Origin of the sequence: Mycobacterium sp. MAA66, assembly GCF_041261665.1 — a bacterium.
Lineage (GTDB): Bacteria > Actinomycetota > Actinomycetes > Mycobacteriales > Mycobacteriaceae > Mycobacterium.
The window spans coordinates 223,673-247,050 of sequence record NZ_JBGCCC010000002.1; the positions used below are offsets into that span (position 1 = coordinate 223,673).

At 65.9% G+C, this 23,378-nt stretch carries 21 protein-coding genes; 15 read left to right on the forward strand and 6 right to left on the reverse strand.

The features are described 5' to 3' along the window. Positions 1-69 precede the first annotated feature (69 nt). The 12 genes from ABIA30_RS07545 (at position 70) to ABIA30_RS07600 (ending at position 13,630) form a co-directional block, all read left to right on the forward strand. Complete coding sequence (locus ABIA30_RS07545; protein WP_370063773.1) at positions 70-2,079, forward strand: SDR family oxidoreductase; 2,010 nt, start codon at positions 70-72, stop codon at positions 2,077-2,079. 280 nt (positions 2,080-2,359) lie between these two features. Beyond that, on the forward strand, positions 2,360-3,859 hold the full coding sequence (locus tag ABIA30_RS07550) for an APC family permease (protein WP_370063775.1): 1,500 nt from the start codon (positions 2,360-2,362) through the stop codon (positions 3,857-3,859). Then, positions 3,856-4,377: a universal stress protein gene (locus ABIA30_RS07555; protein ID WP_370063777.1), complete on the forward strand. Its 522-nt coding sequence runs from the start codon at positions 3,856-3,858 to the stop codon at positions 4,375-4,377. Before ABIA30_RS07550 ends, ABIA30_RS07555 begins: the two co-directional genes overlap by 4 nt. After that, the gene (locus ABIA30_RS07560) at positions 4,377-4,706 is read left to right on the forward strand and encodes a YnfA family protein (protein WP_370065430.1); all 330 of its coding nucleotides are present in this window, start codon (positions 4,377-4,379) and stop codon (positions 4,704-4,706) included. The genes ABIA30_RS07555 and ABIA30_RS07560 overlap by 1 nt, the downstream gene beginning before the upstream one ends. 289 nt (positions 4,707-4,995) lie before the next feature. Next, complete coding sequence (gene glnT, locus ABIA30_RS07565) at positions 4,996-6,333, forward strand: type III glutamate--ammonia ligase (RefSeq protein ID WP_370063779.1); 1,338 nt, start codon at positions 4,996-4,998, stop codon at positions 6,331-6,333. 80 nt (positions 6,334-6,413) lie between these two features. Next, positions 6,414-7,325: a glutamine amidotransferase gene (locus ABIA30_RS07570; protein ID WP_370063781.1), complete on the forward strand. Its 912-nt coding sequence runs from the start codon at positions 6,414-6,416 to the stop codon at positions 7,323-7,325. Continuing rightward, complete coding sequence (locus ABIA30_RS07575) at positions 7,322-8,002, forward strand: protein glxC (RefSeq protein ID WP_370063783.1); 681 nt, start codon at positions 7,322-7,324, stop codon at positions 8,000-8,002. The genes ABIA30_RS07570 and ABIA30_RS07575 overlap by 4 nt, the downstream gene beginning before the upstream one ends. A gap of 13 nt (positions 8,003-8,015) precedes the next feature. Continuing rightward, positions 8,016-9,371, forward strand: a complete 1,356-nt coding sequence (locus ABIA30_RS07580; RefSeq protein WP_370063784.1) for an FMN-binding glutamate synthase family protein — start codon at positions 8,016-8,018, stop codon at positions 9,369-9,371. After that, complete coding sequence (locus ABIA30_RS07585; protein WP_370063786.1) at positions 9,371-10,549, forward strand: NAD(P)/FAD-dependent oxidoreductase; 1,179 nt, start codon at positions 9,371-9,373, stop codon at positions 10,547-10,549. The genes ABIA30_RS07580 and ABIA30_RS07585 overlap by 1 nt, the downstream gene beginning before the upstream one ends. A 47-nt stretch (positions 10,550-10,596) precedes the next feature. Continuing rightward, positions 10,597-11,802: an allantoate amidohydrolase gene (locus ABIA30_RS07590; protein ID WP_370063788.1), complete on the forward strand. Its 1,206-nt coding sequence runs from the start codon at positions 10,597-10,599 to the stop codon at positions 11,800-11,802. A gap of 63 nt (positions 11,803-11,865) precedes the next feature. Then, positions 11,866-12,513, forward strand: a complete 648-nt coding sequence (locus ABIA30_RS07595; RefSeq protein WP_370063790.1) for a helix-turn-helix domain-containing protein — start codon at positions 11,866-11,868, stop codon at positions 12,511-12,513. A 61-nt stretch (positions 12,514-12,574) separates the two neighbouring features. Next, positions 12,575-13,630: a nucleoside hydrolase gene (locus ABIA30_RS07600; protein WP_370063792.1), complete on the forward strand. Its 1,056-nt coding sequence runs from the start codon at positions 12,575-12,577 to the stop codon at positions 13,628-13,630. A gap of 74 nt (positions 13,631-13,704) precedes the next feature. Here ABIA30_RS07600 and ABIA30_RS07605 read toward each other — a convergent pair whose 3' ends face one another. From ABIA30_RS07605 to ABIA30_RS07620, 4 genes are all read right to left on the reverse strand, one after another. Then, positions 13,705-14,127: an organic hydroperoxide resistance protein gene (locus ABIA30_RS07605; RefSeq protein ID WP_370063794.1), complete on the reverse strand. Its 423-nt coding sequence runs from the start codon at positions 14,125-14,127 to the stop codon at positions 13,705-13,707. Positions 14,128-14,144: 17 nt separating this feature from the next. Continuing rightward, positions 14,145-14,573 carry a MarR family winged helix-turn-helix transcriptional regulator gene (locus tag ABIA30_RS07610; RefSeq protein ID WP_370063796.1) on the reverse strand — a complete coding sequence of 143 codons (429 nt, stop codon included), beginning with the start codon at positions 14,571-14,573 and terminating at the stop codon, positions 14,145-14,147. Positions 14,574-14,634: 61 nt separating this feature from the next. Further along, complete coding sequence (locus ABIA30_RS07615; RefSeq protein WP_370065432.1) at positions 14,635-16,221, reverse strand: DNA polymerase Y family protein; 1,587 nt, start codon at positions 16,219-16,221, stop codon at positions 14,635-14,637. A 37-nt stretch (positions 16,222-16,258) separates the two neighbouring features. Next, positions 16,259-16,954, reverse strand: a complete 696-nt coding sequence (locus ABIA30_RS07620; protein ID WP_370063797.1) for a hypothetical protein — start codon at positions 16,952-16,954, stop codon at positions 16,259-16,261. Positions 16,955-17,188: 234 nt separating this feature from the next. Between ABIA30_RS07620 and ABIA30_RS07625 the strand changes: the two genes are divergently transcribed. The 3 genes from ABIA30_RS07625 (at position 17,189) to ABIA30_RS07635 (ending at position 21,161) form a co-directional block, all read left to right on the forward strand. Beyond that, positions 17,189-17,470, forward strand: a complete 282-nt coding sequence (locus tag ABIA30_RS07625) for a hypothetical protein (RefSeq protein WP_370063799.1) — start codon at positions 17,189-17,191, stop codon at positions 17,468-17,470. Between the two features lie 54 nt (positions 17,471-17,524). Further along, positions 17,525-19,138 (forward strand): protease pro-enzyme activation domain-containing protein, encoded by a 1,614-nt coding sequence (locus ABIA30_RS07630; protein WP_370063801.1) that lies wholly within the window; start codon positions 17,525-17,527, stop codon positions 19,136-19,138. A gap of 103 nt (positions 19,139-19,241) precedes the next feature. Then, positions 19,242-21,161 (forward strand): zinc ribbon domain-containing protein, encoded by a 1,920-nt coding sequence (locus ABIA30_RS07635; protein WP_370063803.1) that lies wholly within the window; start codon positions 19,242-19,244, stop codon positions 21,159-21,161. Between the two features lie 3 nt (positions 21,162-21,164). Here the strand turns inward: ABIA30_RS07635 and guaA are convergent, their stop codons facing one another. Together guaA and ABIA30_RS07645 are read right to left on the reverse strand one after the other, a co-directional pair. Continuing rightward, positions 21,165-22,724 carry a glutamine-hydrolyzing GMP synthase gene (gene guaA / locus ABIA30_RS07640; protein WP_370063805.1) on the reverse strand — a complete coding sequence of 520 codons (1,560 nt, stop codon included), beginning with the start codon at positions 22,722-22,724 and terminating at the stop codon, positions 21,165-21,167. Positions 22,725-22,728: 4 nt separating this feature from the next. Beyond that, positions 22,729-23,325, reverse strand: a complete 597-nt coding sequence (locus tag ABIA30_RS07645) for a TetR/AcrR family transcriptional regulator (protein WP_370063807.1) — start codon at positions 23,323-23,325, stop codon at positions 22,729-22,731. Positions 23,326-23,378: the final 53 nt, after the last annotated feature.

Below are 23,378 nucleotides of genomic sequence, written 5' to 3' on the forward strand. Positions count from 1 at the left end.
CGTGGGTGTGACGTAGACGGACCCTACGCGCTGTTGACCTTTGTTCGCGGCAGGTTCACCATGACTTTCATGCGCTATGTCGTTACCGGCGGTACCGGGTTTATTGGCCGCCGCGTCGTCAGCCGGATTCTGGAATCTCGCGACGACGCCGAAGTATGGATTCTGGTTCGCCGGGCCTCGCTGTCCCGCTTCGAGCAACTCGCGGCCGACTGGGGAACGCGAGCAAAACCGCTGGTCGGCGAACTGACGTCGGCCGATCTCGGCCTGACCGACGAAGCCCTCGCCGAGTTGGGCCCCGTCGATCACCTGGTGCACTGCGCCGCGATCTATGACATGACCGCCGATGCCGAGAGTCAGCGGGCAGCCAATGTCGAGGGCACCCGGGCCGTCATCGAATTGTCCCGCCGGACCGGCGCCACGCTGCATCACGTCTCCTCGATCGCGGTGGCCGGCAACTTCCGTGGGGAGTTCACCGAGGACGATTTCGACGTCTCGCAGGAATTGCCGACGCCCTACCACCAGACCAAGTTCGAGGCCGAGCAACTGGTACGTGCGACCACGGGGCTGCGCTACCGGGTGTACCGGCCCGCCGTCGTCGTCGGCGACTCCCGCACCGGCGAGATGGACAAGATCGATGGCCCCTACTACTTCTTCGGAATGCTCTCGCGGCTGTCAGTGCTGCCCAAGTTCACACCGATGATGGTGCCCGACACCGGCCGCACCAACATCGTCCCGGTGGACTATGTGGTGGACGCAATCGTCCACCTGATGCACACCGACGGCCAGGACGGCCAGGCGTTTCATCTCACCTCGCCGAAAGCTATTGGCCTGAAAGACATTTATCGTGGCGTCGCCCGCGCGGCCGGGCTGCCGCCACTGCGCGGCACGCTGCCGAAGGCCGCCGCCGCACCGGTACTGGGCGCCACCGGCCGGGCCAAGGTGTTGCGTAACATGGCGGCCACTCAGTTGGGTATCCCCGCCGAGGTGCTCGACGTCGTCGACCTGGCTCCGACCTTCACCTCGGACCGGACTGTCGCCGCGCTGCGGGGCTCGGGCATCAGCCTGCCCGAATTCTCTTCCTACGCACCGAAACTGTGGGAGTACTGGGCCGAGCACCTCGATCCCGATCGCGCCCGCCGCGACGACCCCCGCGGCCCACTGGTCGGTCGCAACGTGATCATCACCGGAGCCTCCAGCGGCATCGGTCGGGCGTCGGCGATAGCGGTGGCCGAACGCGGCGGACGAGTGTTCGCCTTGGCCCGCAGCGCCGACGCGCTCGATGAACTGGTCGACGAGATCCGCCAATTAGGTGGTGAGGCATACGCTTTCACCTGTGATGTCGCCGACGGATCCTCCGTCGAGCACACGGTCAAGGACATTCTGGGACGGTTCGGCCACGTCGACTACCTGGTCAACAACGCCGGTCGGTCGATCCGCCGCTCGGTGAGCAACTCGACCGACCGGTTCCACGACTACGAACGCGTGATGGCGGTCAACTACTTCGGCTCGGTCCGGATGGTGCTGGCGCTGTTGCCGCATTGGCGGGAACGCAAATTCGGACACGTAGTGAATGTGTCCAGCGCCGGGGTGCAGGCCAACAGCCCGAAATACAGCGCCTACATTCCGAGCAAGGCGGCACTCGATGCGTTCGCCGAGGTGGTCGGCACCGAAACCCTCTCCGATCACATCACTTTCACCAATATCCACATGCCGTTGGTCCAAACCCCGATGATCGCCCCGTCGAAACGGCTCAACCCGACGCCACCGATCACTCCCGAGCACGCCGCGGCCATGGTGGTGCGCGGGCTGGTCGACAAGCCGGCCCGAATCGACACCCCCTTGGGCACTCTCGCCGACATGGGAAACTACTTGACCCCCAGGTTGTCCCGCCGAGTGTTGCACCAGCTGTATCTGGGCTACCCGGATTCCGCAGCGGCCCGCGGGATTGCCCCGGCCGAGCCCGAACCCGAGCGTCAGCGCACCCCGCGTCGTCCCAAGCGACCGCTCGCGGCCCGGGCAATCCGGGTCCCACGGCCGGTGAAGAACGTGGTCCGGATGATCCCCGGCGTGCACTGGTAAACGCAGGGCCGGAGGCCCGTCCCGGCCAGTCACCGATGGACGAGTCCTGAAAGATTCTGCACAGGAATCGAATTCAGCGCGCTGCCCGCTGGGCCGCGCACTCCCGCGCCTATCCGAGACGTCGCCTGACGTACGACGCTGCGCATTTTGCGATTGAACCCAGACCAAACCTTCCGTCTCCAACGGTTACCCATCGTTTATTCCGACGAAACACCTCGGGTGTCCACTAGCAGTGGATGAAGGACACCTGCCGTATTTAGCCGGACGAAGGGATCGCGATATGACGTCGGTAACTGCAGAACCCGATTCAGGGCTGCATAAGGGCACCAACTGGTGGGGTGCATTCGTGATCGGCCTCGCCGGCCCAATTCTGGTCACCGGTATAGCTCCGCCGGCCGTCCAGTCTCTCGGCGCGGCAGCGGTGCCCCTGATCGCGATCGCAACGGCAATGGGCGTGCTTCTCTGCTTGTTCGCCGCCGAACTCGCCGCGGTCATGCCGCACCGAACCGGCGGGCTCCCGTCGTATACGACCGAGGCTTTCGAACCGATGCATTCCGGCACCGCCACCCATCTGGGCGGTCTGTCCGCATGGGCCTACTGGCTGGGCTGGTTTCCCGTCGCACCCATCAACATGATCCTGGCGTCGGCCTACATCACCCAGCTGTTTTCGATCCCGCAAGGACGCTCGTTCCTGCCTTTCGGGACTGTCGGTAGCCCGATCACGTTGTCGGTACTGATCATCTCGATCGTGGCCATCGCCGCGATGTACGTACCCGCGTACTTCGGGATCAAGCTCGGCGCCGGATTCGCAACCGTGATGGGTGTGATCTCCATGGCGCCGCTGACCCTGCTGATCCTGTTGCCCTTCTTCAAGCCCAGCTCGATCACCGTCAGCAACTTGGCCGGCTTCCACTTCGCCCCGGGAGTTGTCGGCAGCCCAACCTTGGTGCTGGCGTGGATGTTTGTCATGACGTGGTCGGTTCTGGCCATGGAAGCGGCGGCCTGCTACCTCGGTGAATGCCGAGACCCGGCGCGTGACGCCAAGATCGCGATGACCGTGGAGGGCCTCTATGGCTTCTTCATCTTCGTGATGACCGCGGTGGTGTTGGTACTGGTCCTGGGCGTAGCGAACAACGCCGATCCGCTGACCATCTTCTCCACGTTCATCACCAAGATCACCGGATCCTCGGGCGGCTGGGTGCAGTGGGCGATCGGCCTGCCGCTCATCGTGGCTCTGCTGTTGTCGGTACTCAACGCGATCATGGGCTGCGCGCGCTCGCTGTACCAGACCGCAGAAGACGGAGTACTGCCCCGCTGGTTCGGCCACCTGAACAAGCACGGGGTACCCGACCGGGCAATGGCATTCAACGTAGTGTGCTCGATCATCATCCTGCTGTTCGGCAGCCCACTGCGGATCTACATCATCTCCAACATCGGCTACTTGTTTGCTTGCGGCATGGGCTTTTTCGCCTACTTCGCACATCGGCAGACGTGGACCTCGGTCGAGCGCCCATTCCGGTTGCCCAGTTACATGCGCTGGGTAGCGCTGGCCATCGGCATCTTCTGCGCGGTGCTGTGGGTCTTCGGCGGCTGGAACAGCCCGTCGGTTGTGGTCGGCACACCGAGTCACGAACTGTTCCTGATCGGTGTCGCCGTCCTGGCGGCCTATGTTCCGCTGCACCTGTGGCGACGATTCTCCGATCGGCGCAGCATGACCGAGGCGCCCGCCGCGGTAACCGTCGTGGTGCCCGCCGGAGCCGAACCCGGACTGTCGGCATGACCGCCGCAGTCAAGCAGTTCAGCCGGCGCCGTGGCGATCCGGCACCGGAGTCGCCACGTGATGTGGTCCTGGTCTTGAGTCCGGATACCGCAGCCTCCCCCGAATTGGCCGCCGCTGCCAAGGCGACCGGTGGCACCGTCACGGTGGTGCTGCCGCTCAAGATTCACGGATATTCGCTCGGCATGCCCAATCCGGGACTGATGCCGACGGCACGCGAGCGTGCCGCCGCGGACGAGGCGATCACCGCGACCGTGCGCCGGCTGCGCCGGGCCGGGGTGGACGTCGACGGCCAGATCGTCGTCACCCGGCACGCCCACCGGGCGATCGTCAAGATCGTCCGGCGGCGCGGCGCCACCCAGGTCCTACTGGAAGGCACCACAGCCGGCAGACTGCGGCGTTTTGTCGAAGGCGACCTGAGCAAGCAGCTGGCACGCCGGCTCGCACCGGAGGTCACCGTGGCCGTCACGCCCGGCACATCGCCCGACGAGAGCCCCGGAATGACCACTGCCACAACATGATTGTCGCCAAGTCCATCGGGCTGTTCATTCTTGCGGCGATCGCCGAAATCGGTGGGGCCTGGTTGATCTGGCAAGGAGTTCGGGAACACCGCGGACTTGGCTGGATCGGTTCCGGGATCGCAGCACTGGCCGGGTACGGGTTCGTCGCCACACTGCAGCCGGACGCACACTTCGGCAGGATCCTCGCCGCCTACGGCGGTATCTTCGTCGCCGGTTCGCTGGCGTGGGGAATGGCTCTCGACGGCTTCCGCCCGGACCGCTGGGACCTGACCGGTGCGCTGGTCTGCCTGGCCGGCGTCGGCCTCATCATGTACGTCCCGCGTCCCTGATACCCGGACCGCGTCGCATCACCGGCCAGACCGAAAGCCGTCCCGAACGGGGCGGCTTTCGTCGTGGACATCGCCGGTGTGCGATATTCGTTGTCCTACTGCATATTTCGAGCATGTTGACGAGTTGACCCACAGTGCCGCGCACGCGCGTCACTACGGCGACACGCCTGGGCCGGCCAAGGGATGCAAATTCTTAACGCGGAAGTTACGCAGGTCCCGCTTGCGGCAATCGAATACAGGCAGTCTACTTAAATGAAACATCGATTCATTCCAGTAGTCAGGGGTCGGAATGTCCACTTCCAATGAGCTGGCCGATCTGGCCAAAGAGTCGGGGACGAAGTTCATCCTCGCGCTGTTCGTCGATCTCAACGGCAAGCCATGCGCCAAGCTCGTGCCGGTCGAGGCGGTCGATGAACTGGCCACCGAGGGCGTCGGTTTTGCCGGCTATGCGGTAGGTGCCATAGGGCAAGAACCCAAAGATCCCGACCTGATCGCGATTCCCGATCCGGCCTCCTTCACGCCCGTTCCCTTCATCAAGGACGGGCTGGCCATCGTGCACTGCGACCCGCACGTCAACGGGAAACCGTGGCCGTTTGCACCGCGCAACATCCTCAAGTCCCTGATCGCGCGTGCCGCCGACGCGGGTTTCGAACCATGGGTCGGAGCCGAGGTCGAATACTTCCTGGTCAAGCGCGCGGCCGACGGCACCCTGGTACCCGCGGACGACGCCGACACCGCGCGGCAGCCGTGCTACGACGCCCGCAGCGTCACCCGGATGTACGACCACCTGACATCGATCAGCAGCGCCATCAACCAACTCGGCTGGGGCAACTACGCCAACGACCACGAGGACGGTACGGGCCAGTTCGAGCAGAACTTCAAGTACGCCGAGGCGCTGACCACCTGCGACCGAGTGATCACATTGCGCTATCTACTGAACGTGATGGCCGACCAGCGCGGCATGATCGCCACATTCATGCCAAAACCCTTCGCCGACAAGACCGGTTCGGGCCTGCACATGCATATCTCGCTGACCAGCGGGGGCACCCCGGTGTTCCCTGCCGACCCCACCGAGGACCAACGACCGCTGGCCCTGTCCGCAACGGCGTACTCATTCATCGCCGGAATCCTCGAACACGCCTCGGCGATCCAGGCCGTGATCGCACCAACGGTGAACTCCTACAAGCGCACCGGCGCGCTCTCGACAGCGTCGGGTGCCTCGTGGGCGCCGCGTTTCCCGACCTACGGCGGCAACGACCGCACCCACTACATCCGCGTCCCCGACAACAACCGCATCGAACTACGCGGCGGCGACGGCTCGGCCAATCCTTACCTTGCAGTGGCTGTCACGCTGGCCGCGGGACTCGACGGCATCAAACGATCAGCCGACCCGGGCAGCGTCGGCGGCGGACCTACCCAGGAACGACTTCCCGCGACCTTGTTACACGCGATCGAGCAACTGGAAACCGATGACGTGGTGATCGGCGCCCTCGACGCCGCGGTCCCGCCGGAATCGGACATCCCCAGTGTCGCAGCATATTTCGCCCAGCTGAAGAAGGTCGAATTCTGGGACTGGCACTCCGCGGTCGGCGCCTGGGAGCACGACCGTTATCTGACGGCTTTCTAGCCCGCTGACCGGCGAGCATTCATCCCGTGCCACCGAACTGCGGAACGGCGGCAGTGAAAAACTGAAAGGAACCAACGAACATGTGCGGAATCGTCGGGTTGCACCTGCGCAGCCCCGAGCTCTACCCGCGGCTCGGTGAACTGCTCAGCGGCATGCTGGCTGCGATGGAAGCCCGCGGCGCCGACTCGGCCGGTATCGCCGTCTACGGCGATCCGATCTGGTCGCCGGCCGACCACAGCACCGTCTCGCTGATCGAAGTCGACGCGACACCGGACCGAGTGGCCGATGTGCTGAGCAACCACCTGGGCACCGAAGTCAGCGTCATCGCCCTCGACGTCACTTACCTGGTGTCCGCGGACGTCGAGCCCCAAGTACTGCTCGCGGCCGCCAAAGACGCGTATCCGCATGTGCTGATCGGCGGCTTCGGCAACGACGTGGCGGTGCTCAAAGGCGTTGGCACACCCACGGCGCTGGCCCACAATTGGGGGCTTGCCAACGCGCAGGGCTGGCAGGGCGTCGGCCACACCCGGATGGCCACCGAGTCGGCGGTGACACCCAGCGGGGCCCACCCGTACGCCGTGGGGCCGGATCAGTGTCTGGTGCACAACGGTTCGTTCGCCAACCACGCGGGCATCCGGCGTGACCTGCGCGCAGCCGGAATCGAATTCGACTCCGAGAACGACACCGAGGTCGGCGCCCGGTTCGTGGCTCATGAACTCGCCGGCGGCGCTGACATCGCGACGGCCCTGACCGACCTGACGAAGACCTTCGACGGCTTCTACACACTGCTGGTGTCCAACCGCGACAGCTTCGCCGTGGTGCGTGATGCCATCGCGTGCAAGCCCGCAGTCATTGCCGAAACGGACGACTGGGTCGCCATGGCATCGGAGTTCCGAGCCCTTGCGCACCTCCCGGGGATCGACGGCGCCCGCATCTGGGAGCCGGAGCCGGAGGTCGTCTACGCCTGGAACCGCGAAGTGGTGCCGGCATGAGCGACCTCGCAACGACTTTCGACCTGTCCATCACCCCGCTGCGGGAGGTCAACGCCGCCTTGCACACCGAAGGAATCGACGGCCAGTACGTGATCGTCAATCCACACGGCGCGCACAACGTCGCAGTCGGCATCGACGCACCGGTCGAGATAACCGTCAACGGTCACGTCGGCTACTACGCCGGTGGGATGAACCAAAAGGCGGAGATCACCATCAATGGCAATGCCGGACAGGGCGTGGCCGAGAACATGATGAGCGGCGTCGTGCACGTCACCGGTGACGCGTCGCAGTCCGCCGGCGCCACCGGACGCGGCGGCCTGCTCGTCATCGACGGCAACGCGGCCGCGCGCTGTGGCATCTCGCTGAAGGGCCTCGACATCGTGGTGGGCGGTTCGGTCGGTCACATGAGCGCGTTCATGGCCCAGCGCGGTCGCATCGTGGTCCGCGGCGACGCCGGCGACGCGCTGGGTGATTCGATCTACGAAGCGCGACTGTACGTCCGCGGGGCGGTGAAATCGCTTGGCGCGGACTGCATCGAGAAGCCGATGCGAGCCGAACATGTCGAAGAACTCGCCGGCCTGCTCAAGGCTGCAGGCTATGACGACGACCCGACCACCTACCGGCGGTACGGCTCGGCACGCAGCCTCTACCACTTCCAAGCCCACAACTCCTATTGATCGGGACCAGCCCATGACTTTCTCCGCCGACGATCGCGCGCGCCTCGGCCTACGCGAGTCCGCGACCTTCGACCGGGCGACCATCGCCGCCATCCATCGGGCCGCCGAAACCGGTATCTACGACATCCGGGGCTGGGGCGCCAAACGTGCACTCCCCCACTTCGACGATCTGCTCTTCCTCGGCGCGTCGATGTCGCGATACCCGTTGGAGGGATACCGCGAAAAATGCGGTACCGATGTAATTTTGGGTGCCCGGAACGCCAAATATCCCCTGCATCTCGACATCCCCGTCACCATTGCGGGAATGTCATTCGGTGCCTTGTCCGGCGCGGCCAAGGAGGCCTTGGGGCGCGGCTCCTCGGAAGTGGGAACCTCGACCACCACCGGTGACGGCGGCATGACCCCGGAAGAGCGTGGTCACTCCAAATATCTTGTCTATCAGTATCTTCCGAACCGATACGGGATGAATCCCGACGACCTGCGCCGGGCCGACGCCATCGAGATCGTGCTCGGCCAGGGAGCCAAACCGGGTGGCGGAGGAATGCTGCTGGGACAGAAGGTTTCCGAGCGGGTCGCAGGGATGCGCGATCTGCCAGAAGGCATCGACCAGAGATCAGCTTCCCGGCACCCCGATTGGACCGGGCCCGATGACCTCACCATCAAGATCAACGAGCTCCGGGAAATCACTGACTGGGAGAAACCGATCTACGTCAAGATCGGCGCCTCCCGCACCTACTACGACGTGAAGCTTGCGGTCCACGCCGGTGCTGACGTGGTAGTGGTGGACGGAATGCAGGGCGGCACTGCCGCCACCCAGGAAGTCTTCATCGAGCACGTGGGCATCCCGACCCTCGCTGCCATACCGCAAGCCGTGCAAGCACTTCAAGAACTCGGCGTCCACCGCAAGTCCGATGGGGTGCAGCTCATCGTGTCCGGCGGTATCCGCACCGGCGCGGACGTCGCCAAGGCGCTGGCACTGGGCGCCGACGCGGTGGCCATCGGCACCGCCGCACTGATCGCATTGGGCGACAACCACCCCAAGTACGATGCGGCATACGGCGAACTCGGTTCAGCAGCAGGCTTTTTCGATGACTTCCAGGACGGCCGTGATCCGGCCGGGATCACCACCCAAGATCCAGCACTGCAACAGGCACTGGACCCGGTCGACGGCGGCCGGCGGCTCGCCAACTATCTCCGGGTACTGACCATGGAGGCACAGACCATCGCCCGTGCCTGCGGAAAAGCGCACGTGACCCACCTGGAACCCGAAGACATGGTCGCGGTGTCCATCGAAGCCGCCGCCATGGCCCGGGTACCACTGGCAGGCACTTCCTGGATTCCGGGCCAAGGTGGCGGGGCCGCGTTCTGATGACCACAAAAGCAGTGATCGTCGGTGGTGGCCTGATCGGGTTGTCGATCGCCCACGCACTGACCGACCGCGGCCTCTCTGATGTTGTTGTCCTGGAACGACATCAGCTGGCCAGCGGCGGAACCGGTAAATCGTCGGGCATTGTGCGCGCCCACTACGGCGTGCCGTCCATCGCGGCGATGGCCTGGCGCAGTACGCCGGTTTTCGAGCAACTCGGATCGCAGGTCGGTTTCCGCCAAGTCGGATACACGGTGCTGGTCGGTGACGACAATGTCGACGCGCTCACTGCCAATACCGCCATGCACCAGTCTTTGGGCATCGAGGTCGACCTGATCGACACCGAGAAGCTGCAGGCGCTGTGGCCGATGTTGGAGACCTCGGACGTCGCCCTGGCCGCCTACGAGCCGCGCGGCGGTTTCGCCGACGCCACCCAGCTGGCGCTGCACTTCGGCCAGGTGGCCCGCGCGGGCGGCGCCAAGATCCGGCAGAACACCCCGGTGGCACGTGTACTCACCGTGGGCGACAAGGTCACCGGCGTGATGCTCGAGAACGGTGACGTGGTCGACGCCGATCTGGTGATCGTGGCAAACGGCTGGTGGTCGGCAAAGTTGTTGGCCGACATAGGAATCAGTTTTCCGGTCGAAGCCTACCGCTCCGAACTTCTCATCGTCGACGCCGGTGAACCGCTACCGGACCTGCCGGTGATCTCCGATTTGATCAGCCTGCAGTACTGCCGCGTCGAAGGGTCCGGCCAATTCCTGGTCGGCAACAGCGACCACGCGGACTTCCAGAAGAAGTTCGTCGACCCCGACAACTACTCGAACGTCGCTGCCGAGGCATCCGTCCTGGCGTACGGCGAGAAGGTGATGCACCGGTTCCCCGGCTTCCCCGAGCCGGCGGTGACCCACACCTACGCGGGCGTGTATGACGTTCCGCCGGACTGGAATCCGGTCATCGCACCCGTCCGCGGGTTCGATGGTCTGATCCTGGCTGCCGGATTCGCCGGCCACGGTTTCAAGATCAGCCCGGCAGTCGGTGACCTGGTAGCGGACTTGGTCTTCGAGGGCGACAGCACCGACCCGGACATCCCGGCAACAGACTTCCGCCTGGAACGGTTCGCCGAAGGCAATCCGTTGAACAGTCTGCACCCCTATGCCGGAGCGGGCGAGATGCGCTGACCGGCGCCTGCGAACTTCTCCGATCTGCCTGCCCCCGAAGGAATCTCATGTCCGATACCGTCACATCGCTGCTTGCCGAGATTGGTGCGATCGGCGCCGACAGCCAGCGCGGCGGCTACACCCGGCCGGTGTACTCCACTGCCGAACTCGATTTGCGTTCGTGGTTTCTGGGGCACGCGGCCAAGCGCGGCTTCGACGTCGAGACCGACCGTAACGGCATCATCTGGGCCTGGTCCGGCGGCGTCGGCGACGGGGCGGTGGTCACCGGCAGCCACCTCGATTCGGTACCGGGCGGCGGCGCCTACGACGGCCCTCTTGGCGTCGCGTCCGCATTGGTCGCCTTCGATCTGCTCACCGCCAGAGGTGTCCGCGGGAGCCGCGCCATTGCGGTCTTCCCCGAAGAGGAAGGTTCCCGTTTCGGCGTCGCCTGCTTGGGTTCTCGGTTGCTGACCGGCGCGATCGATCCGGACCGGGCACGCGCGCTGACCGACGGCGACGGGACCACGTTCGCCGAGGCCAGTCGTAGCGCCGGCATCGATCCCAACCATCTCGGCCCTGACCCGCAGACGCTGGCGCGAATCGGGACGTTCGTCGAGCTGCATGTCGAGCAGGGACGTGGCCTGGTCGATCTGAACCGGGCGGTGGCCGTCGCCTCGTCGATCCTCGGACACGGACGGTGGCGGCTGTCCTTCACCGGCCAGGGCAACCACGCCGGCACCACGTTGATGGGCGACCGCGCCGATCCGATGGTCGCCGCCGCGCGACTGGTCCTTGCCGTCCAAGCCGAAGCCCGAAAGATCGGTGACGCACGCGCCACGGTCGGGCGGATCGTCCCGGTGCCCGGCGGCACCAATGTCATTGCCTCCCGGGTCGATGTGTGGCTGGACGTGCGGCACCCCGACGACGCGGTGACGAAACTGCTGGTGCACCAGATTGCCGAGGCAGCCAACGCCGCGGGCCAGAGCGAGGGGTGCGCAGTCTCGATGACCGAGGAATCCTTCAGTGCAACAGTTGATTTCGACCCACTGCTGCGGGATTCGCTCAGCACTGTCCTCGATGACGCACCCGTGCTGGGGACTGGGGCCGGCCACGATGCCGGAGTGCTCAAAGAGCATGTGAGTACTGCAATGTTGTTCGTGCGCAACCCAACCGGCATCTCGCACGCCCCCGCCGAGGTCGTCGAGGACGCCGATGCGGATGCCGGTGCCATCGCCCTCGCGGACAGCCTGCAAGAACTCCTGGCGACCCCCTGAACCCGTACACCACACAAGCGTCGCGTTCACTGCCAGTGGACACTTATGCGCTACCGTCACCTCATGGAGAACGACGAAACGCTGCTTCGCAACACCGGCACCGCGCGTGATCGACGCCCCGAGGACCAGGTCGAAGAACTCGAACTTGAAGTGGCCATCGCACGCAATGTTCGTCAGCTGCGCCACAATTCGGGCCTCCCCGTCGGTGAGATGGCGTTGCGCATCGGCATCTCCAAGGCCATGCTCTCCAAGATCGAGAACGCTCAGACCTCGTGCTCGCTGGGGACACTCGCCCTGCTTGCCAAGGGATTTGACGTGCCGGTCACCTCGCTGCTCCGCGGCGCCGACACGGAACGGCCGGCATCGTTCGTCAAAGCCGGTAAGGGCACGGCGATTGTTCGCAACGGTACGCAAGTCGGCCACGAGTACCACCTGCTGGGCAGCCTGCGCGGCGAACACAAGCGTCTCGAGTGCCTGATGGTCACACTCACCGAAGACAGTGAGATCTACCCGCTGTTCCAACACCCCGGGACGGAGTTCATCTACATGTTGGACGGTGTCATGGACTACAGCCACGGCCGTTCCGAGTATCGCCTCGAGCCAGGCGACTCTCTTCAGTTCGACGGTGAGGGCGTACACGGACCGATCCGGCTGATCAATCTGCCGATCTGGTTTGTCTCCGTCATCGCGTTCCCCGACGGCACGATCTGATCGGTCCGGCCCGAGCGATCCCGGTGTGCGCTGGTAGAGGTCGGGCCATAGGGTTGGCGGCGTGACTGCGGTGGGGGTTCAGAAAGCACAGCCGATCTTCGCGGATGTCGACACCGGCGTCGACGACGCGATGGCATTGGCCTACCTGCTGGCCAGTGCCGATGCCGAACTGGTCGGGATCGCGTCGACCGCGGGCAACGTCCCGACCGCCCAGGTCTGCGCGAACAATCTGGGACTGTTGACATTGTGTGGCGCCGAAGAGATTCCGGTCTCGCGCGGTGCCGACGGCCCATTGACCGCACCGTTGCGCACCGCAGAGGACACACACGGCCCACAGGGGCTGGGCTATGCCGAATTACCGCCCGGTTCCGCGGAACTCACCGACTACGACGCGGCCGAGGCCTGGGTGCGGGCCGCGCGTGCCCATCCCGGCGAGTTGATCGGTCTGGTCACCGGGCCGTTGACCAATTTCGCACTGGCCCTACGGATCGAACCCATCTTGCCCCGGCTGTTGCGACGTCTGGTGATCATGGGTGGCGCGTTCGACTACAAGGGGAACACCACCCCGGTGGCCGAATGGAACATCAGCGTCGACCCGGAGGCAGCCGCCGAGGTGTTCTCGGTCTGGGGCGCGGCCTGGGGCCTGGAGCCGCCGACGCATCTGCCAATCGTGTTGGGATTGAACCTGACCGAGAACATTGCGATGACGCCGTCGATCCTCGGGAGGTTGGCCGAGGCGGCCGATTCTCCGACCTCGGCAATGAGCGTGCTCGATGATCGGGGCGCCCGGTCCCGCGCAGCCAACCCGTTGATCCGGGTGCTGGAAGATGCGATGCGGTTCTACTTCGAGTTCCACTTCGACCAGGGCGAGGGTTATCTGGCGCACCTGCACGACCCACTGGCCGCTGCGGTGGCACTGGATCCCGACCTGGTTCGGTACGTGCCGACGACGGTCGACGTGGAATTGGTCGGGCGGCTGACCCGCGGTATGACGGTGGCCGACTGGCGCGGGCACTGGGGCAAGCATCCCAATGCCCGCGTCGGGGTCGACGTCGATCCGGCAGCGTTCTTCGATCGGTTCATCGCCCGAGTGGGCGCGTACGCCTCCGATCTCTAGATGCCGAATGGCCACTTGTGACACAGAAATTCGCGGAATGCGTGTCACCAAGTGGCCATTCGAGGGCGACATCCTCAGTCGTCGGTGACGGTGATCTTCACCTCGATGTTGCCGCGGGTGGCGTTCGAGTAGGGGCAGACCTGGTGGGCCTTCTCAGCCAGCGCCACGGCCGCGTCGTGATCCAGGTTGGGCAGTGTGATCTCCAGCTCGACCGCGAGACCGAACCCGCCGTTGTCGAGTGCGCCGAGCGAAACCCGCGATCCCACAGACGAATCGGTGACGTCGGCCTTGTCCTGACGCCCCACCAGGCGCAGTGCGGAGTGGTAGCAGGCGGCGTAACCGATGGCGAACAACTGCTCGGGGTTGGTGCCGTTGCCGCTGCCGCCCATCTCCTTCGGGATCGCCAGATCCAGATCGAGGCGGCCATCGGAGGTACGACCATGACCGTCGCGACCTTCACCGGTGGCCAACGCTTCTGCGGTGTAGAGAGTTTTCATGGACAGGCTCCTTTACGTCACGATGCGCTGAGCGCGGTGGTGAGTTGACGGACCGCATCACGCAGGTCCGCGGCTTGTTGTTCGGTTATCCCAGCCAGGCCGGCCAGCTTCTCGGGGATGCATTGAGCCTTGGCTTCAAGCTTGCGTCCGGCTGCGGTGAGACGTACCGCGACCTGACGCTCGTCCTCCGGCAACCGCTCCCGGCGAACCAATCCGTTGACCTCCAATCGCTTCAGTAACGGCGAGAGGGTTCCCGAGTCGAGTTGCAGACGCTCCCCGAGCCGGCCGACGGTCACACTTTCGTCCTCCCACAGCACCAACAGCACCAGGTATTGCGGGTAGGTCAGGTTGAGCTCGGTCAGGATCGGCCGGTAGGCCGCCGTCATCGCCCGCGACGCCGAGTACAGGGCGAAGCAGAGCTGACGGTCGAGACTGAGCGCTCCCATGCGACAACCATAGCTCACAATTTAATTGTGCACAATTAATATTTCGCGGCCATCACCTGAACTACTCGTAAACGCCCTCCAGGTACCACCGCCGCTGTCGATAACACAGCAACAGCGCCCGCCCCACCCGATCGGCACCGTCGGCCTCCAGCAGTACCTGCACCCGGGCAGTCCGCCCTTTGGCCCGGCCCGGATCCCACCATCGCTCGTCAACCGACCACGGGCCCGCCCACCAACTCAGCGTTCCCCGATACCCCGAACCGTTCAGTCGGACCGGATCCGCCGAAAACATCCCCCTTTCCGTCACCCGAATCGAATTTCCTTGCACATCAACGAGTTCCACTGGATCATCCAGCAATACCGCCGGGGCCGGATCCGGCAGCCGGCCCGGCCAGGGCTGCGTTGGGTCAGCCGACGGCACCGGCTCATCCCCCAATGTCGTCAGCGTGATGCGCTCGGCCGGCCCACGCCCGCCGCTGAGCACCGGCACCTGTACCGCCTCCGGACCCAGCAGCCCCTGGACCCGCACCAGTGCACGCCGGGCCCGCATCCGGTCCTCGTCACCCGATGACCCCCACAGCGGCAACTGCAGCGCCGATGCCGAAACCACCTCGACCGGATGCAGCCACAACCTGGTGATCGGCCCAGTAGGGCCGCCACCTCCTGCCCGCCGGTGCACATCCCCCGCTCGCTGCGCTCCTACCCGCCGGTGCGTCAACCAGCCATCGAGCTGCCACCGCACCCGATCCGCCGTGGCGTCCTCGGTCAATGGCTCAGCACAACGCCAAACCCGCTGCAGTTCTTCGCCATTGGTGGTAACCGCATGTATCGCCAACCTGGTGCAACCGATTCCCGCAGATTCCAGGCTGCCGTGCAGCCGACCTGCCAACGACCGCCCGGCGAACGCCGCAGCATCAACCCGATCGATCGGCGGGTCACAGTCCAGTACCGCATCGAGGTCGGCCGGTGGCTCCGGCCCCGACGGACGCCGGGAGTCCTCTCCACAGGCGAATCGGTGCGCGATCACCGCGTCAGCGCCGAACCGCGATGCCACATCACCGCGGGACAGCCCGGCGAACTGACCGATGGTTCGAATACCCATGCGCCACAACAGGTCTGCCAGTTCATTGCGGCCAGGTCCGGATAGGCTCGGCTCAGTGGCCAACTGCCTGATCGACAACCCGGAAAGAAACTGCGCGTCCCCACCGGCAGCAACGATCCGCCCCGCCCGGGCCGCGAACACCGCGGTGGGCAACTGATCGGCGATACCCACCTGACACTCGACCCCGGCCGCTCCCACCGCATCGACCAGCCGTTCGGCCGCGGACTGCTCGGACCCGAAATACCGCGCCGCGCCGCGCACCGGAAGCACCAACAAGCCCGGACGCAGCACCTCCGCGCGCGGCACCACCTCATCGACTGCCGCCAACACACCCTCGAAGTACCGAGCATCGCGCGCCGGGTCTGCAGCGGCGATGTGCAGTTGCGGACAGCCGGCCTGCGCCTCCCTGCGCCGCAGCCCTCTCCGAACCCCGGCCGCCCGGGCCTGCGCCGAACAGGCCGCCACCCGATTGGCCAGGGTGACCGCCACCGGGGTCGTCATCGACAGCCCGGCGGCCAGCGCCGCCGCCACCGCCGGCCAGTCCATGCACCAGATGGCCAACACCCGGTGCCCGCCGAGCACCTCATCCACCGACTGCTCGCGTCGGACGCGCCAACCGTCCCCGGATCCTGGTGTCGAACCGCACCCGCCCGATCCGGCCACACCCCGGCGTCGGGCTGCCAGGGCCAGCGCCGACCACCTCATAACCACAGACCCTGGCGTCCAGTCGGGCCGCTGCCCCTGGCCAATCACCTCCCGTGACCAGCAGGGTGCACTCACGCTGGCGCGCCCGTGCTGTCACCGCCCGGGCCCGGCCCGGCGACACCGACCGACCACCCAGTCCGAGTGCTACCAAATCCAGCCCATCCATCAAGACCGCGGCCACCTCCACCGGATCGGATCCCGGGTCCGGGATGACCGCGAGCCGCTCCAGGTCCGCCCCCATCTGGACCGCGGCCAACAACCCCACATCGGGCTGGCCGACGATGGCGGCATGGCCCCCGGCGGCAGTCACCTCTGCAACCAGACGCAGCGTCAACGACCGCGCCCCGGAGAGCACTGCGACAGTACCCCGGGGCAAGCTCGCCGGCAGCTGGTCAGCCTGGAAATCCGGCTGCTCCAGCAAAGTTTTCTCGACCGATGACGGACGTCCGACGGGTGCCACCGCCCGCCGCACGGCACTCCCCTCACCGGACATCTCGGCAATCCTGCGGCGGAGGTGTTCAACCTGTTCAGTGCGGTCACCGCGGACATCCGCCAAGCTCGCAACCACCGCCACAACTCCACCTCCTTCACCACGGGCCACATCGGTATTCGAATGTTTGTTCGATATCGCTAGTAAACACTCGCCCACCGACAACGGTCAAGCAGAGCAGGGGCGGATCGTGGCCATGACGGGCGGTCGATGCCCGTCCGCCACTATCCGAACTGCGTTAAAATTGAAATAACCGGAATTCCGCATCTGTTCGAAAGCGGTGTAGGTCTATTCGGGATAGTCAAAGGACTGAAAACAATGCGCTCAGAACGTCTCGTCCGCCGCCTCACGATCGCCGCCGGAGGCACCGCAATCATCGCGATGGTCGGCTTCACCGCCGCCTGTGGCAACAACGGCGAGAAGGCTCCGGAGACCTCCACCACTCCCACCACCAGCACCACGACGACCCCGTCCTCCACGGCCGCCCCCGCGCCCGCCGTGACGCCCAGCGAGAAGTCGTTGGACCCCAACGGTGGCAGCCTGTTCACGCCGAACATCACCGCGTCGCAGCAGTACACCCCCAGCCTCGGCCACCACTGATATCCGAGCCGATACCGGCCCAGGAAAACCCCGTCCCGGCGCTACCGTTGTTGCATGCCGTCATCGCTCCGGACCATGCCACATCGGTGGCTGCTGACGTTGGGCATGGTCGCGGCGCTGACGCTGGTTCTTGACCTGCCTGCAGCTCCCCGTTTCACCGGGCGACCCCAGGTCATCGCGGGCCCCTATTCGTCGCTGCTCGCCGCCTCGACCGATCTGGGACCTGCGCACCGCAGCCAGATCCAACTCACCGCAGCCCTGGACGATCGCGCCCGGCCCGATGCGCTGATCAATTGGGCTCGCTCCCAACATCTCTCGGTGCACTGGCGCCCGGGTGACGACTGGGCAGTCGTCTCAGGCAATCCCGACCGGATGGGAACCGCCTTCGGGGTCGACGTGCACGACTACCGCAGCCTGCACGGTCAGGAGTTCTACGCCGCACCGCAACAACCGCAGGTGCCCATCGAACTGCACGGCACGGTAACCGAATTGGGCCGCATCCTCAGTTACACCTCCCACCGAACATCGGCACCGACCCCGTTGGAGATTCCCGAACGCGGACTCACCCCGGACATCCTGCACAACGCCTACGGCGCCGAGCAGTTGGTCCAGTCCGGCAACACCGGCAAGGGCGTCACCATCGTGATCTTCGCCTTCGACGGCTACGCCCAGTCCGACCTCGACCTCTTCGCCACCACGTTCAAACTGCCCAAGTTCACGCCGGTCGTCGTCGGCGGTCAGCCCAGCGAGGTGCACGGCGAAACCACCATGGATCTCGAAGTGGCACATGCCATTGCGCCCGATGCCCAACTGGTTGTCGTCAACGCCCGGCCGACCGTCAGTGGTGACGGCGCCTACGTGAAGATCGGCCAGATGCTCGAGCAGGCCGACCACGATTATCCCGGTGCCGTATGGAGCTTTTCGATCGGCTGGGGCTGCGACAAGCTGATCACCGCAGCGGATCTGGCACCGGTTCGTTCGGCGCTGGCCACCGCGCAGGCGCACGGCACCTCCGCATTCGACGCCAGCGGCGACCTGGCAGGCCTGGAGTGCAAGGGCGGCGAAGACTGGGACACCCCACCCGGCCCCAACGACATCGGACTGGACTCGGTGGCCTCCATCCCCGAAATGACCAGCGTCGGCGGTACCACCCTGTCCACCACCTCGCGCGGGCAATGGCTCGCCGAGCAGGCCTGGTTCAACGTCCCGCTGTCCCAGGGCACCGGCGGCGGGGTATCGAACCTGTTCGACACCCCCCGTTGGCAATCCGACGCGGCGACCCAAGTCAATCCCGCACGCAGGACCGGAAAACGCATGACACCCGATATCTCCGCGGTGGCCGACCCCTACACCGGGGTGAAAATTGTTGTCAATCAACATGTTGTCGTCGGCGGCGGCACCTCGCAGTCGGCTCCGATCTGGGCGGGACTGGCCGCGATCATGAACCAATACCTCGTCGCCCACGGCGGTCGTCTGCTCGGCGCGCTCAACCCGCAGCTGTACCGCACCGCCGCGGGTGCACCCCATCCGGCATTCCGGGACATCACCTTGGGCGGCAACGCGGTTGACACGGCCGGCCCGGGCTATGACCTGGTCAGCGGGCTGGGCACCCCCAGCCTCGACAACCTGGTCGAGGACCTGCTCATCCTTCAGCGGGTGGCGCAATGAGCGCCCAGCGAGAAGCGAAGGCAGGCCGCGCAATGAGCGCCCAGCGAGAAGCGAAGGCAGGCCGCGCAATGAGCGCCCAGCGAGAAGCGAAGGCGGATCGCGCATGAGCACCGTGCTGGAAAACCCTCCGCTGATGGAGTGCGAGGTCTGCCAGCTGGACGTTCCGGCCGGCGAATACTGCGGCCTGTGCGGCGCTCCCCTGAGCGCCCACCGCGGCGACGGGCCGCATTGGTTGCGGGCCCGCTCGTTCAGCGCCGCACCCGGACAACACCTGCTGCAGCTGTCGGTCACCAGCTCCCTGTTCCCGCATCTGCCACCACGCGCCCGCGCCGGGTTTCTCGGCGCCTTGTTCGCGCTGGTGCTGGCCCTGGCCGCCACCTCGTTGCTGCGCCTACCCGGTGCACTGGTAGCGGTGGCGGTGCTCGGATTGCCGATGATCTTCGGGGTCTACCTGCACACCTCCGGGATCAATCGCGACGCCCCGCGCGGCACCCTGTTCCTCACCGGTGTGATCAGCTTGGTGCTCGGAGCCGGCTGGGCACTGATCACCGGGGCGGCAGCAGCACGGTCTTACGGCATACCGTTGGGTGCGGGCATCGCCGGCGCACGCGTGCTGCGCGACGGCGTGAGCGTGACGCTCGGCGGTCTACTGCTCATGCAGGTGCCGGCCCTGCTGATGCGCCTGATCCGCCCAGGCCCGCGAGAAGCGTTGCACGGCTATGCCATTGGTGCGCACGGCGCCATCATCTTCACCGCGGCCGCGACCTTGACTCGGCTGGCACCACAGTTCACCACCGGTGCCGTCGTCAAGGACCGCCCCATGCAAGACCTGTTCGTGGAGGCCGGAATCCGCGGACTGGCCACCCCGATCACCTTCGCCGCAGTGGGCGGTCTGGTCGGCGCGGCACTGTGGTTCACCCGTCCGCCGAACAAGAGCCAGACCCATCGCGGCTACCTGCGACTGATCCTGTCGCTGATCGCGGTGACCGTCGCGGTGATCTTCGCCCTGCTGGGCATGGTCGGCGTCTCCCAGATGCGCCAGCTGGTCCAGTTGGCGCTGTACCTGTCCCTCACCGTCGTCGCGCTGTTGGCGCTACGGATCGGGTTGCATCTGGCGTTGCTCCATGAGGCGCACGACGAGATGCACATGGACCAGCCGCTGCTGTGTGCCCAGTGCGGCCACGTGGTGCCGGATGCTCCGTTCTGTGCCCACTGCGGAGCGTCCACCCGGACCTCATCACGAACCGCACGGGAAGCCCAGCGCACCGACCGTCTGGAACGAAGCGACCAGTCCGACGATCTGACGGTGGGGCTGCTACCCGGCTACTCGTTGCATGCCGGGACGTACGCTGCACCACCGGCACGCTCCTCCAGGCACGTCAAGGTGACGCTGAGCCTGGTCACCATTCTCGTGGTGATCGCGGCTCTGCTGGTCGGGCTTTCCAGCCTGCTGGAAAAGCCCGCGGCACGCTACGTGTGCCCGCCCGAATGTGGACACCCGCCGATGGGCGAGCCGGTGATGGTCAATCCCCGGTTCACTGCGCCTGACGGCTCGTTCAGCGTGGACTATCCGTCGTCCGGCTCCGCCTACAAGGTCGACACCAACGACCACGGCGTGATGGCCCACCTGGAAGCCGGAGACGGCGGCACCTTGCAGTTGTTCAGCCGCCCCGCAGCCGGAAAGCAGCCGAAAGACATTGCCGCCGAACTGATCAAGAAGACGTACCCGGACGCCAAGACGGCCTACGAAATTCCCAACGCCATGGTCGGCTATCAACCGGGCTACGGCGTGGTGGCCGACTGGTATCCCCAGAGCACCACCGGCATGTACTCCCGGACGCGCCTGCTGATACTGGTGTCGATCAAACACGACCTGGCTTTGGTGGCTGCCGCCTCCGGTCCGTACCACCCGTTCGGACCGGACTTCGGGTCCGGCAAGCCGTCCGCGGTCGGTCTCGAGTTGGCCTTGGACATGGGCCAGTACGTCAACAGTTTCAGCTGGCGCGGAGATCCGACCCGATAGGGCTCACTCCCACTCGATGGTGCCCGGCGGCTTGCTGGTGATGTCCAGTACCACCCGGTTGACCTCAGGAACCTCGTTGGTGATCCGGGTCGAAATGCGTTCCAGCACTTCATAAGGCACCCGGGTCCAGTCCGCGGTCATGGCATCTTCGCTGGACACCGGACGCAGCACGATCGGATGCCCATAGGTGCGGCCGTCGCCCTGTACACCGACCGAGCGGACGTCGCCGAGCAGCACCACCGGGCACTGCCAGATGTGCTGATCCTGACCGGCAGCCGTCAGCTCCTCGCGGGTGATCGCGTCGGCCCGGCGCAGCATGTCCAGCCGTGGACCGGTCACCTCGCCCACGATCCGGATGCCCAGGCCCGGGCCCGGGAACGGTTGGCGCGCAACGATTTCCTCCGGCAGGCCGAGTTCACGCCCAACGGCACGCACCTCGTCCTTGAACAACAGCCGTAGCGGTTCGACGAGCTTGAACTTCAGGTCGGCGGGCAGGCCACCGACGTTGTGGTGACTCTTGATGTTGGCCGCGCCGGCGCCACCACCGGATTCCACCACGTCGGGGTAAAGCGTGCCCTGCACCAGGAATTCGATCTCCCCCTCGCTGGAACCCAACGTGTCGCGGACCGCGCCCTCGAACGCCCGGATGAACTCCCGGCCGATGATCTTGCGCTTGCCCTCGGGGTTGGTGACGCCGGACAGCGCGTCCAGGAAGCGGTCGGCCTCGTCGACGGTGACCAGCTTGGCACCGGTGGCGGCGACGAAGTCGCGCTGGACCTGTTCGCGCTCACCGGCCCGCAGCAGGCCGTGGTCGACGAACACACAGGTGAGCCGATCGCCGATGGCCCGCTGCACCAGGGCGGCGGCCACTGCTGAGTCGACGCCGCCGGACAGGCCGCAGATGGCCCGGCCGTCACCGATCTGTTCGCGCACCTGCTCGATCAGCTGGTCGGCGATGTTGGCGGCGGTCCAGGTGGAGCCGATACCGGCGAAGTCATGCAGGAACCGGCTCAGCACCTGCTGGCCGTGCGGCGAGTGCAGCACCTCGGGGTGGTACTGGACACCGGCCAGCCGCCGGGCCCGGTCTTCGAAGGCCGCGACCGGCGCGCCGGTGGTGCTGGCGACCACCTCGAAGCCGGCGGGCGCCACGGTCACCGCGTCGCCATGGCTCATCCACACCGGCTGCGCGTCCGGGAGTCCCGAATGCAGTTCTCCGCCAGCGACTTTCAGCTCGGTCCGGCCGTATTCACTGGTGCCGGTGTGCGCCACCGTGCCACCGAGCGCCTGTGCCATGGCCTGGAATCCGTAGCAGATGCCGAATACCGGGACGTCCAATTCGAAGATCGACGGATCCAGTTGCGGGGCACCGTCGTCGTAGACGCTGGACGGGCCGCCGGACAACACGATGGCCAACGGATCTTTGGCCTTGATCTCCTCGATCGTCATGTCGTGCGGGATCACCTCGGAAAACACCCGCGCTTCGCGGACCCGTCGCGCGATCAGTTGGGCGTACTGGGCACCGAAGTCGATGACGAGAACCGGCTGGGTCGGGGTTGCTGCCACCCGGTCAGTCTAGTGGCGAAGCCTCGGCGGGCTGCGTCGGCTCGGTCAGCCGCCCGACGGCACTGCCGATAGCGCTGCGGACCTCTTCGCCGGTCAGGTCGCCCAGGTCCAGCGCCGAGTACAAGAACGGCCCCAACAGGCGCCAACCCAGTTGCAACGCAATGATATTGGCCACCGCCAACCGAGCCTCGGTGTCGTCGGCGTAACGCGGACGGAGTTCGTCGAGCATCCGGACCACGTTGGGAAATGTCGTCTGCAACTCGCCGGCCGGATAACCGTCGAGCACCACCCGGGCCATCACCCGGGTCTGCCGGTCCAGCGCCGCATCGATCTCATCGGCCGGCGCGCCCGCGTCGATGAGGCCGGTCAGATGCTGTCCCAGGTAATCGAGCACCGCGCCGACCAGCTTTTCCTTGGAACCCAGGTGCCGGAACACCAGCCCGTGGTTGACCTTGGACGCGGCCGCAATGTCCCGGATCGAGGTGGCCGCCGGCCCCCGGGCGGCGAACAGCTCGGCGGCCGCCTGCAGAACGGCAGCGACCACCTCGTCCCGGCCCACAGGAAATTCTCCGGAACCCGACCCTGGCGCGCCTGTAGTCATATGGCTACACTAGCGTCCATGACCTGTAGTCAACTGACTACAGTTTGGCTCTG

Excerpts from the sequence above, each read along its gene's own strand:
- ABIA30_RS07580 (WP_370063784.1), top strand. The coding sequence starts at position 8,016 with ATGACTTTCTCCGCCGACGATCGCGCGCGCCTCGGCCTACGCGAGTCC.
- ABIA30_RS07605 (WP_370063794.1), bottom strand. The coding sequence starts at position 14,127 with ATGAAAACTCTCTACACCGCAGAAGCGTTGGCCACCGGTGAAGGTCGC.
- ABIA30_RS07550 (WP_370063775.1), top strand. The coding sequence starts at position 2,360 with ATGACGTCGGTAACTGCAGAACCCGATTCAGGGCTGCATAAGGGCACC.
- glnT (WP_370063779.1), top strand. The coding sequence starts at position 4,996 with ATGTCCACTTCCAATGAGCTGGCCGATCTGGCCAAAGAGTCGGGGACG.
- ABIA30_RS07635 (WP_370063803.1), top strand. The coding sequence starts at position 19,242 with ATGAGCACCGTGCTGGAAAACCCTCCGCTGATGGAGTGCGAGGTCTGC.
- ABIA30_RS07625 (WP_370063799.1), top strand. The coding sequence starts at position 17,189 with ATGCGCTCAGAACGTCTCGTCCGCCGCCTCACGATCGCCGCCGGAGGC.
- ABIA30_RS07575 (WP_370063783.1), top strand. The coding sequence starts at position 7,322 with ATGAGCGACCTCGCAACGACTTTCGACCTGTCCATCACCCCGCTGCGG.
- ABIA30_RS07610 (WP_370063796.1), bottom strand. The coding sequence starts at position 14,573 with ATGGGAGCGCTCAGTCTCGACCGTCAGCTCTGCTTCGCCCTGTACTCG.
- ABIA30_RS07595 (WP_370063790.1), top strand. The coding sequence starts at position 11,866 with ATGGAGAACGACGAAACGCTGCTTCGCAACACCGGCACCGCGCGTGAT.
- ABIA30_RS07590 (WP_370063788.1), top strand. The coding sequence starts at position 10,597 with ATGTCCGATACCGTCACATCGCTGCTTGCCGAGATTGGTGCGATCGGC.
- ABIA30_RS07585 (WP_370063786.1), top strand. The coding sequence starts at position 9,371 with ATGACCACAAAAGCAGTGATCGTCGGTGGTGGCCTGATCGGGTTGTCG.
- ABIA30_RS07630 (WP_370063801.1), top strand. The coding sequence starts at position 17,525 with ATGCCGTCATCGCTCCGGACCATGCCACATCGGTGGCTGCTGACGTTG.
- ABIA30_RS07555 (WP_370063777.1), top strand. The coding sequence starts at position 3,856 with ATGACCGCCGCAGTCAAGCAGTTCAGCCGGCGCCGTGGCGATCCGGCA.
- ABIA30_RS07545 (WP_370063773.1), top strand. The coding sequence starts at position 70 with ATGCGCTATGTCGTTACCGGCGGTACCGGGTTTATTGGCCGCCGCGTC.
- ABIA30_RS07570 (WP_370063781.1), top strand. The coding sequence starts at position 6,414 with ATGTGCGGAATCGTCGGGTTGCACCTGCGCAGCCCCGAGCTCTACCCG.
- ABIA30_RS07645 (WP_370063807.1), bottom strand. The coding sequence starts at position 23,325 with ATGACTACAGGCGCGCCAGGGTCGGGTTCCGGAGAATTTCCTGTGGGC.
- ABIA30_RS07615 (WP_370065432.1), bottom strand. The coding sequence starts at position 16,221 with ATGGACTGGCCGGCGGTGGCGGCGGCGCTGGCCGCCGGGCTGTCGATG.